We start from the raw sequence: 12,227 nt of genomic DNA on the forward strand, positions 1-12,227 counted from the left end.
TCGAAATAAAAAACTAGCAAGATCTAAACAAATAGTCATTACCAGCAAAGCATACTGGTAACGATTCCCTATCGATTTAATAGCATTTTACACAAATGAAACGAAGCTAATTGGGGCGGGGAAGGAAAATAAAAAGTACGAATAACAGTTAAAACAATAACCTACTAGTACGGAACCTATTCAAATTCGTCGGTACTGCATGAACAAGTCCCGATTACCTTATTTTAAGATAATTTCTCGCATTCTATATTCACCGGTTAAGGTTCTTACTTCTGGGTATTTGGCTGAAATTTCATTAGACATTTTTTCATCTGAGTCACTCCATTTCTCCATGAACTTTTGATATTTCTCCTTGTTAGGCTCAATGTCAGCAGCATTTTCAAAGCTCACTACAAGCAGCATGTTGAAATCTCCGCTGGTTGCGAGATCACTGCCGTATATTTTCCAATCTTTAATAAAGCCAAGCTCTTTTTGAATCTTGACAGCTTTAACCCAACTGCTTTGCAATCCTGCTAGGTAAATGTCCCCCATATTCGGATCAACTTTAACTGTCGTCATCATCATGAGTTCGGTGCCTAGATCGTAATCTTGGTATACCTCCAATCTATCCTTTGAAAAAACGGAACTACTAAATAAAACACATAATGCAATTATTAAGGTCTTGTTCATTTCGCTCACTCCTAATCGTTAATTAAATTAACCTGCTTATTTTTTAACCAAATAAGCTTAAAGAGTATAGTCGAAAGGGTTATAAATACATTACGAAAAATAAAGCTGAGGCTTATCAGTTCATTATAATTCATCTCAGTCTTTCCCCACGAAAAAAGTAAGACTAAAGTGATACAAACAACTGAAGATAAAGGAATAAAAAATGAGTTAATAAATATGTAAATAATCAAGCGCAAGATAAAAGCCAAATAACTCTCATAAAAATACCGCTATGAAAGCGGTATTAAGATTAAGAATTCATATCACTTTAGTCTTACTCAAACATATAGCCGATATTAAAGCTCTTTTGCAGTATTTGCAGCAAACAAGCTTTGAAATTTAGGCGTAACACTGATCAATTGGCCAGTTAATAAACTCATACTGTAACCCAGTACAGCCCCCATTAATAATGGCGGTAATATTGCAGCTAAGTCGGCACCTAAAGCGAAAGTAATACAGCAACCAATAAAAGCACCGGGAATAAACACTAATTTCTGATAGCTTGCTTGCAAACACATAGCCGCTGTAGCAACACCAGTAAAGGCGTAACCCACCATAGGAGATATAAAGAAGCCGCTACCCGAAATAATCAACCAGCCCCAAAATACACCAGATAGATTGGTACTCATGGCCATGAACATGCCTTTAACGCCAGTTTCTGTTTGAGCAAAAAAGGTGCTGCAACTTAAGAAACCTACCCAAGTGACTAACTGAAATACATCCGCAACCCCAGCCCATAAAGCTGCCAGTAATCCTGCTGATATGGCTATTTGCCAACGATGTTCCATAGATAACCCCTTGATAATAGTTTTCAAATAAAAACTTAGCGTTCTTATAATTGCATAATCAAGGGTAATTTACGCTATTTAACCGACAAAAAAAGCGATCTAGGCCTACTTTTGTAGAATAAACCAGCAAACAATAAATTAAGCCATTGCAAACATTCGGTATTACTAATTCAAAATATACCCACATTTAGATCTTAAAGTTGTTTTTTGTTTAATTCAGAAAAGTTAAGCCTAAACATTAATTTAAATTAGCCATTGAGTTTGTATTCGAACAAGTGATAGGGGTCAAATTTTTACTATTCAGTGACGCCATATTTGTAGATTTTTGTATTTTCATGCTTTATGCAACAGTTTGGAATGATTGGCTAATTTAGGCTGATATCAATCTACTGAATTAGCATAAAACCAATGACTGCTGTTGATATATGAATGCATCCCATTGGTAAACTTAAAGTCTAAGGGCAACTCATGAAAAAATTCTTATCAACATCAAGGTTGAACCTAGCCACCAGCAGTCTTGACTGGGCAATGGGCATGACTATCAAGCAATCATTAAGTTTAAAAGATGCCGTGGCTTTAAAAGATGTGACCAAATTGGCTGTACCTGACAAGCCAATTGAAACCTTATATATCCATATTCCTTTTTGTCACACCCTTTGCCGTTTTTGTTCATTCCATAAAATTAAATTTAATGAGGGCGTTGCTAAGGCCTACTTCAAAGCATTAAGACAAGAAATCCGCATGGTTATCGCTCAAGGCTATCGCTTTAATCGGGTGTATATCGGAGGCGGCACCACGACGATCCTAGAAGATGAGTTAATTGAAACCATTGAAATGATTAAGTCGATAACTAGCGTTCGTGAAGTCTCTTGTGAAAGTGACCCTATCTATTTTAAGGAAGGTAATCCACATTTACTAAAAGGCTTAGTAGATCGCATGTCGATTGGCGTACAAAGTTTTGATGACAAGATTTTAAAAGCCAGTGGCCGCTTTGAAAAGTTCGGCAGCGGCTTGCAACAGGCTGAATATGTTAGCCGTGCGATAGAGGTTATCCCAACAGTTAACTTAGATATGATGTACGGCTTTAAAATGCAAACTCCTGAAACGGTAGCCAGCGATTTAGCCCAAACCATTCGTTTAAGCCCTGACCAAATAACGACTTACCCTTTAACCGTTGGCATTGGCCAAAACCGTAAAAAAGCGGGTTGTTTAGCAGGTAACCCTGAAGATTTATGGCCACAGTTTTTAGCGGTAAAAGAAGCCATGGGCGAACGTTATATCATGGAGTTCCCTTGGACATTCAGCCGCAACTTTGGTCAGCCAGTAGAAAACAAATATGTCTTAGACGGTGAAGACTGTTTTGGAGTAGGTTCTGGCGCATTTGGCCGTTTTGGCGAGCAGTTTAGAATTTCAAGTTTTGATATTCCTGACTATATTAGCCGTATTGAAGCTGGCCATACGGGCACGTGTTACACCAAGCCATTAGAAGCAAAAGCACTAATGCAGCATCATTTAATGATGATGATGGGTCACGGCCTGTTAGATAACCAACAATTTAAAGCCCACACGGGTAAATCTTTGTGGCAAGCATTTCCGCTTGAAATGAGTTATTTAATTTCTGCCGGAGCACTAAATAAACAGGGCAATAACTACAAAACTACTGTTGAAGGACAGTTTATCGCATTGAAAATGTTCTCAGGCTTTCTTGCGGGAATGGACTACTTGCGGGAACAAGCAAGAGAATTACCGCTAACTATGTCTATCGGAGAAACTGAAGGCAATAACCAAGCGTCAGCTATCATCACTTCATGATTTTCAAATGTCAGATGTATCTAATGCCATGGGTATCGAAAGGTATAGCTTACAAAACGGCATAAGGGCATATCGATAATTTATCACCCCGTAATAAACACTATTGCGGGGTAATAATTGCTAATGCGGTTCGAAAGTCCAGCCATTGTTACTATTACTCAGATAATAGAAACTCTATCGCTTGAGCTAATTTAGGTGAGTCAGGATCTGAAATCCGTGTTAACCATACTAACTGTCCAGCGCGGTTAATAAACACTGTGGTGGGTGTACCTGTTACGCCATAAAGCTCTGCAACACTGTCCCCCTCAACCAAGGTTTTCATGCCAATCCCCCGTTCTGCTAATACAGCTGCAGGCATTGCCCCTTTGTCTTCATTAAAGCTGATAGCAATCATTTCAAGATCGCTATCAAGGTGAGCTAACCGCAATCTTTCAAGTCCAGGTTGCAGCTTTTTACAGTAAGGGCACCAGGTCGCCCAAAAATGAATAACGATGGGTTTACCTGCATGCTCTGCAAATGACCACTCGTTTCCTTCAGCATCATTAAGAGTAAAAGCCTTCGCTTGAGGAAAGTCATAATCAAGAGTGGATTGAGAATCATCAGCGCGCACTTCAGCAGAGAAAAATACCAATAACAAAATCAACACTGAAAAGGTCATTATCACCCCTAGTAACTCACGGTGCAGCTCGTTAATACGCAGCAAGGGTTTATCCTTTAATGTTGGGCTTAATATCGCTTGGCTAGTCTTCATATGTTTCATCCTAATAAAAAAATCGCTAATGATTGCTTATGTCTGCTTATGAATGTGCACTCCAATATTAAGACCGACTAAAGTATATTTTCTATTCACGATTTATTTCATTAAAGCAGCAAAAATAGATAGCAGTTTATGATGAGGAACTAATTTTTGAGGCGTTTTACAAACTGGTCTAATCAGGTTAGTTTTAAATAAAAAATAATGGATTATGTATGCAGAAATTAACGCAATGGCTGAATGATGGCTACTTTCATAAACACTGTTTTGCGAAACATTTTGAGAGTAATGTCTTTGTAAAACAGACAGGTGATAAGACTCAACCTGCATTACTACTAATTCATGGCTTTCCAACCAGCAGTTACGACTGGCAGCCTATTTGGGATGAGTTAAGTCAGCATTTTCATTTGATTACGTTAGATATGATGGGCTTTGGTTATTCCGATAAACCAACTGAATTCCCCTACTCTTTTGATGCACAAGCTAATTTAGTTGAAGATGTTGTCGCTTCAATAGGTATCGAAAAGCTTCATATTTTATCCCATGATTACGGTAATACCGTCACCCAAGAGTTACTTGCACGACAAGGTGATGCCAAGCAACACAATACCCCTGTGACATTCGAAATTTTGAGTAGTTTATTGCTTAATGGTGGCATATTCCCAGAGGTGATTCATCCAATTCTAATCCAAAAGCTGTTACTTAGTCCTATTGGCTTTATTGTGGCTAAAGCTATGGGTTATAACGCCTTTAAACGTAACTTCGACAATATTTGTAGTATCAAAATTGAAGAAAATGAGCTGCGAAAATACTGGCAATTGATCCAACATAATCAAGGCAACCGTATCTTTCATAAGCTGATTCAGTACATGAAACTGCGAGTTAAGCATCGCGACCGTTGGGTCGGCGCACTACAACAAAATACAACACCAATGCGATTTATTAACGGTTTAGAAGACCCAATTTCCGGTCGAGATATGTTAAAGCGCTATCAAGAGTTAATCCCTAATCCAGACACCATTAGCCTTGCAGGTGTTGGTCATTACCCTCAAGTGGAAGCACCAGAACAAGTATTAGAACATGCATTCGATTTTTGGAAAATGCACCAAATTATCAATGAATAATCGACCTAATTACTAATACAATATATTACCCAATAAATAAAGCTGAGTTTTTACTCGAAATTGGTTAAGGTAGTTTTAACGCTTAAAGAATAAGCTAAAATTTGCAATAAAAGACACTAAAACAATAAAGAAATAGACAGTCATGGAATCTGTTAACCTTGCTTAGCTAGTATCGGCAGTTTGACAGATAGCAAACAACAAAGGACCGTAATATGCCGATTTATCAAGCTCCCCTGCGCGACTACCAGTTCATCTTATCTGAGTTACTCAATATATATCAGCAAACAGACCTGCAAGGGTTTGACGAAATCGACCCTGAATTGACCGATGCGATTTTACAAGGGGTGGCAGATTTCACCACCGACATCATGTTGCCATTAAACGCCTCTGGCGACCTTGAAGGTTGCAAGCTTGAAAACGGCAAAGTGATCACCCCAAAAGGATTTAAAGCCGCTTACCAGAAATACATTGATGATGGTTGGGCAACGCTTACCTGCGACCCTGAATACGGCGGACAAGGCTTACCCGAAGTCATTGGCACCTTCGCTACCGAAATGAAAACCGCCACCAACATGGCTTTTGCTATGTACCCTGGATTAACCCATGGCGCTTATTCAGCCATTCATGTTCATGGCAGTGATGCACTCAAACAAAAGTATTTAGAAAAGCTTGTCAGCGGTGAATGGACTGGCACCATGAACCTCACAGAGTCCCATGCGGGTACTGATTTAGCCTTACTACGCACCAAAGCCAAGCCTCTTGGCGATGACACGTTTGCTATTAGCGGCGAAAAGATATTTATCTCTTCTGGCGATCACGACTTAGCTGAAAATATCATTCATCTTGTGTTAGCCAAATTACCTGATGCTCCAGATGGCGTTAAAGGTATCTCATTATTCGCTGTACCTAAATTTATGGTCAATGATGACGGCTCATTAGGTAAAGCCAATAGCTTAAGCGCTACCGCTCTTGAACATAAAATGGGTATTCACGGTAATTCAACTTGCGTAATGCTATTTGATGGCGCTGTAGGCGAATTAGTCGGCGCGCCCCATCAAGGCTTAAAAGCCATGTTCACTATGATGAACCAAGCCAGACTAGGTGTTGGTATTCAAGGTTTAGGTGTATCTGATATTGCCTACCAAAATGCGTTAGTTTACGCCAAAGACCGTATTCAAGGCCGCGCATTATCTGGCGTTAAGCAAGCCGACCAAGCCGCGGATCCAATTTTAGTCCATGGCGATGTCCGCCGTATGTTGCTGTCACAGAAATCATTCAATGAAGGCACTCGTGCATTAATGGGTCAGCAGGCGTTATGGCTAGACCAAGCAGAGCGTCATAACGATCCAGCTAAAGCCAAACAGGCATCAGCTCTGGCCGCTCTATTTACCCCTATCGTCAAAGGTTTTGTTACCGACCAAGGATTTAAAGCTTGTGTCGATGCACAGCAAGTTTATGGCGGCCACGGCTATATTAACGAATGGGGCATGGAGCAGTTTGTCCGTGATATTCGTATCGCTATGCTTTACGAAGGCACTAACGGCGTACAAGCCTTAGATCTTGTCGGACGTAAATTACTCTCAGATAAAGGCGCTACCCTGAGCTTGTGGTCAGATATGGTCAAACAGTTCATTGGTGAACACAGCACCAATGATGCCATGAAGCCTTATATTGCAGGGCTAATGGATGCTGCGGGCGACTTAGAAAAAGCCACTGGCTTTATTGCCAAATCAGCAGCAACGAACCCCGATATGATTGGCGCTGCATCAATGCCTTATATGCAGTTATTTGGCATTAGCGCTCTTGCGTGGATGTGGTCGCGTATTGCGGCAACGTCTCTTGCTGCGATTGAAGCAGGCACCGATGAACTCGCCTTCTATCAAGCTAAATTGAATACCGCTTCTTTTTACATGAGTTATTGGGGATGCCAAACTCGCAGCTTGCGTAAGCAAGTTGAAATGAGTAGCGCACAGATTGCAGGTTTTGACGAAGCTGACTTTTAATAACGCGTTAATTTAGCGGTATCAACATCAATTAACATGATATGAAACCGCTGATGAGCAAAATGAAAGCTAAACAAAAACAGCGCCAATAGGCGCTGTTTATTTATTCAAATTGCCATATTACTTATTGGCTCGTTGCTTATTGCTCGAGGCTTATTGGCTCGTAACCTATTGACTGGTAACTGGGCTTATTAATCCCAAATAAATTCACGAAAATGCTTACGACACACAGACTCATAGCTTTCGTTACCACCAATAGCCACCTGCTCACCTTCGCGCATTGGTTTGCCATTTCCATCAAGACGTACCACCATGTTAGCTTTACGGCCGCAATGACAAATGGTTTTTAACTCCACCAATTTATCAGCCCATGCTAATAGGTACTGGCTGCCACTAAACAGCTCGCCTTGGAAATCAGTTTTAAGGCCATAGCAAAGTACTGGAATATCTAAATTATCCACCACATGAGTTAACTGCTTCACTTGCTCTTTACTCAAAAACTGCGACTCATCAATTAAAATACAGTGTAACTTTTGGGTTTCAAGCTCAGTTTCAATCATCTTTGATAAGTTATCTTCAGCGCCAAAAACATGCGCTTCAGTTTCGATCCCTATTCTAGAGGCAACTTTTCCCACACCATATCGATCATCGATTGACGCTGTCATTACAAGCGTATTCATGCCGCGTTCACGGTAGTTATAAGATGATTGTAGAAGTGATGTTGATTTGCCGGCATTCATTGCCGAATAATAGAAATAAAGTTGTGCCAAAACAGGAGATCCTTATTGTTATAATCGTGCTTAGTCTATCATTGAATCGATTTATAGATAAGCCACGCTGGGATTAAATAGCGTGAGGCAGCTAGCAGTATTTCTTGTAAGGTTATTCATATTCATCACCCTCAAACCTCTTAACAGCTCGCTAATACATCCAATCCTGCCCTTCTTTAAAGCCTCAAAACGTTAACAATATTTACATTTTGCAATGAATTAGATCACAATTTTCAGGCCATAATGCTTCACAACAGCTACAGGTATCACGAAAGTGCAAAATCTTCATATACGATTAAGAAACAATTGATAAATTGCATGAACAACTATAATTAAGGAAGTAGAAAGTCGATGCATAAATCAATTGTCGCAGTAGCCATTGCTACTACACTCGCATTAAGCGGTTGCAGTAACACCCATTCAGACAGCGCAGAACAAGGAGCTCAAGTGCAGCTTCAAAATCCATTACTGCAAGCCAGTAGCTTGCAATATCAAGCGCCTGATTTTAGCCAATTAAAAGATGAACATTACCAACCAGCGCTTGAGCTTGGTATGGCCCAGCATCATCAGCAAATTTTAGATATCGCCAATAACCCAGCGGCGCCAACATTTGAAAACACCATTGTCGCAATGGAAAAAAGCGGTACATTACTCACTCGTACTTCTAGCATTTTTTATAACCTAACGGGCTCAAACAGCAATCCAGAACTTCGAAAAGTTCAAGGAATTATGGCGCCAAAAATGGCGGCACACTCAGATAATATTAACCTCAACCCTGAGTTATTCAGCCGTATTCAAGCAATTTACGATAGCCGCACTACCAGTTCATTAACCGCAGAAGAAACCCGCTTAGTGGAAGTTTATCATCAGCGTTTTGTCCTTGCTGGAGCCAAACTTACAGAAGCTGAAAAACAAAAAATTCGTGACTTGAATGAAGAGCAATCAACATTAACCAACGAGTTTGCTCAGCGACTACTTAGACTCAGCAAAGAGATTGCAGTTAAAGTCGATGATGAAAGCAAACTTGCAGGTTTATCCCAATCAGCCATTGCAGCGGCAAAAGCTGACGCTGAAGCGGCTGGACTTGAAGGACAATACCTTCTCAACATCACCAACACGACACGCCAGCCTGTATTAGCCCAGCTAGATAACCGTGAACTACGCCAACAGGTTTGGGAAGCATCAGCTAATCGCGGATTGACAGGTGATAACGAGACCGCTTCTTTAGTGGCACGTTTAGCCCAGTTAAGAGCTAAAAAAGCTAACTTGCTTGGTTTTGACACTTGGTCTGATTACCGCTTAGCACCGCAAATGGCTAAAACACCAGAAGCGGTATACGACATGTTCGGTTCAATGGTGCCAGCCGTTGTTGAAAACACCCAAAAAGAAGCTGCTGACATTCAAGCGATGATCAACAAAACAGGCGGTGATTTTACTTTAGCGCCATGGGATTGGGCTTATTATGCTGAGTTAGTACGTAAAGAAAAATTCGATCTTGATGCTGCATCAATCAAGCCTTACTTTGAGTTTAACCGTGTATTAGAAGACGGCGTATTCTTTACCCTTCAAGAGCTTTACGGCGTAACGCTTAAGCCTCGTCCAGATTTACCTGTATACCATCCTGATGTAAAAGCTTACGAGATGTTCGATGAAGATGGCAGCAGCATGGCAATCTTCTACGCTGATTACTTTGCCCGTGAAGGCAAACGTGGCGGCGCTTGGATGAGCTCGTTTGTGGGGCAATCTCAGTTACTAAACCAAAAGCCTGTTGTAGTAAACGTGATGAACATTAAAAAGGCGCCAGAAGGCCAACCTACGTTTGTCAGCTACGATGAAGCAACCACCATGTTCCATGAAATGGGTCACGGTACTCACGGCATGTTCTCAAAAGTGAAATACCCATCACTTGCGGGCACTTCTGTATCTCGCGACTTTGTTGAATTCCCATCAACATTTGAAGAAGATTGGGCTGCGCACCCTAAAGTATTAGCCAATTACGCTAAACACTATGATACAGGTAAGCCAATTCCTGATGATTTACTGCAAAAGTTATTAGCATCAAGAAGCTTTAACCAAGGTTTTGATACCTTAGAGTACATGTCAGCTGCGCTACTTGATTTAGAATGGCACGCATTAGATGCTAATGCACCGCTGCTAGATGTTGAAACCTTTGAAGCTAATGCACTTAAGAAACATGGCGTAGATTTACCAGCAGTACCGCCTCGTTACCGCTCAACTTACTTTGCCCATGCGTTCCCTGGTGGTTACTCAGCAAGTTACTATGCTTACATGTGGAGTGAAATCCTAGCTGCTGATGCCTTTGCTTACGTGCAAACCCAAGGTGGTTTAAACCGTGAAATCGGCATGAAGTTCAGAAAAACTATCCGTGAAGTGGGCAACAGTGTACCGCCAATGGAAGCTTACCAAAACTTCAGAGGCCAAGCACCGACGACAGATGGCCTGCTAGAACGTCGTGGACTAAAATAAATCTAAGATTTGAATAACCCACATACAAAAATGCCACTCGATTGAGTGGCATTTTTTATGGCTTACTTTCTAAACTCTAAAGTCTAAAGTCTAAAGCAATTTATAAATAGTTACTTTAAGGTCTCTTTACAAGAACCCTTCACAAGAGCCCTTCAAAAGAGCTCTTCAATAGCATTACTTGGTTGCAATTTTTAGCCCTAATACAGCCAATACAAACAATACAGAACAAGTAATAAAGCCCATAGCAACAGAACCAGTAAACCCAAGTACTGTGTAGCCCACTAAGCTTAATACCGCCACAATAACCGCGTAAGGTAATTGGGTCATAACATGGTCAAGGTGATGACAACTTGCACCAGTTGAAGACAAAATTGTGGTATCTGAGATTGGTGAACAATGGTCGCCAAATACCGCGCCTGATAATACTGCAGCAAGCATTGGTAACATCATAGTGCTGTCACTGCCCATCGCCATATCGGCAGCGATTGGTAACATAATACCGAATGTACCCCAGCTAGTGCCGGTTGAAAATGCGGTTAAACCAGCCAGTAAAAATAATACAGCAGGTAATAATGCAAACGGAATATTACCAGTCGCAAGGCTTGCCATGTACTTACCTGTTTCAAGCTCGCCAATCACAGATGCGATAGTCCAAGCAAATAACAAGATATAAATAGCTGGAAGCATTGATTTGGCACCGACCTTAAGGCCAGTAAACATCATGCTAGTGCTGATTTTTTGTTGGATTGTTAGCAGTACAGTAACCACTAAACCCACTAATGAACCGTAAAATAATGACTCACTAACTTCGGTGTTTTCAAATGCGCCTAACACACTGAACTTAAGGCCTTCGCTAGCAAGTGCATCAGCACCTGTTGAAACCATAAAGTAAATCGTTGCAGCAACTAATACAAAAATTGGTAGGAACAAGCCCATGATTTTACCAGTATCTGCTTCTGGTAAATCAGCTGTTGCACCTGGTGGTAAGCCTTTGCTTTCGTCAAACAACTCACCTTTTTGGGCATTGCGTTCATGTTGACGCATTGGGCCGATATCTAAACCGAAGATAGCAACACAAAGTAATAATAATAGAGCAAAAATGGCGTAGAAATTCATCGGTACCATTTGCAGGAACACGCTTAAATGACCCGTGTCAGCAAAACCATGTGCTGTTAAGATGCCGCCGATAAGTGCGATGATATACGCGCCCCAACTTGAAACTGGCGAGATAACACACACTGGCGCAGCAGTTGAATCTAATAAATAAGCCAGTTTTGCGCGAGATATATGATAGCGATCTGTAATAGGACGAGCGATTGAACCAACAACAATACTGTTAAAGTAATCATCAATGAAGACAACACAACCTAAAAACATAGTCATCAGCTTAGCATCACGTTTATTACGAATACGCTGATGTGCCCAATCGGCAAATGCTCGTGCAGAACCACTTACAGTGATTAATGCGGTGATCATCCCTAATACCACTAAGAAGCCAATAATCTGTAGATTCCACGCGTTTAACGCGCCGTCATCCCACACTAAGCTTGTCACAGTGCTAACTAAATGACTTGCAGCCGCACCAAACGAAAAGTCACTTAAAAGTACAACACCAGCAAGAATACCTAAGCCAAGTGAAAGAAGAACTTTACGTGTTACCACTGCTAAAATAATTGCCACTACAGGAGGCAAAAGCGAAAGTGCCGAATCGGCATAACTTGTTATCATCATTTTTATATTTTCTTCGTTGAGTACGAATGGAGGATAACTGATAAGGCAAG

At 40.9% G+C, this 12,227-nt stretch carries 9 protein-coding genes; 4 read left to right on the plus strand and 5 right to left on the minus strand.

Translation table 11 applies throughout. The annotated features are described in order from the left end of the window. Nucleotides 1-219 precede the first annotated feature (219 nt). Nucleotides 220-669: a hypothetical protein gene (locus tag AC0L4E_RS12690; protein WP_473679472.1), complete on the minus strand. Its 450-nt coding sequence runs from the start codon at nucleotides 667-669 to the stop codon at nucleotides 220-222. Between the two features lie 335 nt (nucleotides 670-1,004). Then, entirely contained in the window at nucleotides 1,005-1,496 is a 492-nt protein-coding gene (locus AC0L4E_RS12695) for a DUF1097 domain-containing protein (RefSeq protein WP_473679473.1), read from the minus strand. A gap of 468 nt (nucleotides 1,497-1,964) precedes the next feature. Between AC0L4E_RS12695 and AC0L4E_RS12700 the strand changes: the two genes are divergently transcribed. Further along, nucleotides 1,965-3,308, plus strand: a complete 1,344-nt coding sequence (locus AC0L4E_RS12700; protein WP_473679474.1) for a coproporphyrinogen III oxidase family protein — start codon at nucleotides 1,965-1,967, stop codon at nucleotides 3,306-3,308. 154 nt (nucleotides 3,309-3,462) lie between these two features. Here the strand turns inward: AC0L4E_RS12700 and AC0L4E_RS12705 are convergent, their stop codons facing one another. Next, nucleotides 3,463-4,059: a TlpA family protein disulfide reductase gene (locus AC0L4E_RS12705; protein WP_473679475.1), complete on the minus strand. Its 597-nt coding sequence runs from the start codon at nucleotides 4,057-4,059 to the stop codon at nucleotides 3,463-3,465. A 218-nt stretch (nucleotides 4,060-4,277) separates the two neighbouring features. Between AC0L4E_RS12705 and AC0L4E_RS12710 the strand changes: the two genes are divergently transcribed. Then, on the plus strand, nucleotides 4,278-5,186 hold the full coding sequence (locus AC0L4E_RS12710; RefSeq protein ID WP_473679476.1) for an alpha/beta fold hydrolase: 909 nt from the start codon (nucleotides 4,278-4,280) through the stop codon (nucleotides 5,184-5,186). A 212-nt stretch (nucleotides 5,187-5,398) separates the two neighbouring features. Further along, complete coding sequence (locus AC0L4E_RS12715) at nucleotides 5,399-7,189, plus strand: acyl-CoA dehydrogenase C-terminal domain-containing protein (protein WP_473679477.1); 1,791 nt, start codon at nucleotides 5,399-5,401, stop codon at nucleotides 7,187-7,189. Nucleotides 7,190-7,380: 191 nt separating this feature from the next. On the opposite strand, the gene AC0L4E_RS12720 is transcribed toward AC0L4E_RS12715, so the two are convergent. Next, nucleotides 7,381-7,959, minus strand: coding sequence for a thymidine kinase (locus AC0L4E_RS12720; RefSeq protein ID WP_473679478.1), 579 nt, complete (start codon nucleotides 7,957-7,959; stop codon nucleotides 7,381-7,383). Nucleotides 7,960-8,310: 351 nt separating this feature from the next. Between AC0L4E_RS12720 and AC0L4E_RS12725 the strand changes: the two genes are divergently transcribed. Next, on the plus strand, nucleotides 8,311-10,446 hold the full coding sequence (locus AC0L4E_RS12725; RefSeq protein ID WP_473679479.1) for a M3 family metallopeptidase: 2,136 nt from the start codon (nucleotides 8,311-8,313) through the stop codon (nucleotides 10,444-10,446). A gap of 174 nt (nucleotides 10,447-10,620) precedes the next feature. On the opposite strand, the gene AC0L4E_RS12730 is transcribed toward AC0L4E_RS12725, so the two are convergent. Then, the gene (locus AC0L4E_RS12730) at nucleotides 10,621-12,177 is read right to left on the minus strand and encodes a Na+/H+ antiporter NhaC family protein (RefSeq protein WP_473679480.1); all 1,557 of its coding nucleotides are present in this window, start codon (nucleotides 12,175-12,177) and stop codon (nucleotides 10,621-10,623) included. Nucleotides 12,178-12,227 lie beyond the last annotated feature (50 nt).

The sequence above is a fragment of the Shewanella sp. GJ50-10 genome, from assembly GCF_055808815.1.

What these genes read in the sequence shown, in the direction of transcription:
- AC0L4E_RS12715 (WP_473679477.1), top strand. Translation starts at nt 5,399, where the DNA reads ATGCCGATTTATCAAGCTCCCCTGCGCGACTACCAGTTCATCTTATCT.
- AC0L4E_RS12695 (WP_473679473.1), bottom strand. Translation starts at nt 1,496, where the DNA reads ATGGAACATCGTTGGCAAATAGCCATATCAGCAGGATTACTGGCAGCT.
- AC0L4E_RS12700 (WP_473679474.1), top strand. Translation starts at nt 1,965, where the DNA reads ATGAAAAAATTCTTATCAACATCAAGGTTGAACCTAGCCACCAGCAGT.
- AC0L4E_RS12710 (WP_473679476.1), top strand. Translation starts at nt 4,278, where the DNA reads ATGCAGAAATTAACGCAATGGCTGAATGATGGCTACTTTCATAAACAC.
- AC0L4E_RS12690 (WP_473679472.1), bottom strand. Translation starts at nt 669, where the DNA reads ATGAACAAGACCTTAATAATTGCATTATGTGTTTTATTTAGTAGTTCC.
- AC0L4E_RS12730 (WP_473679480.1), bottom strand. Translation starts at nt 12,177, where the DNA reads ATGATGATAACAAGTTATGCCGATTCGGCACTTTCGCTTTTGCCTCCT.
- AC0L4E_RS12725 (WP_473679479.1), top strand. Translation starts at nt 8,311, where the DNA reads ATGCATAAATCAATTGTCGCAGTAGCCATTGCTACTACACTCGCATTA.
- AC0L4E_RS12705 (WP_473679475.1), bottom strand. Translation starts at nt 4,059, where the DNA reads ATGAAGACTAGCCAAGCGATATTAAGCCCAACATTAAAGGATAAACCC.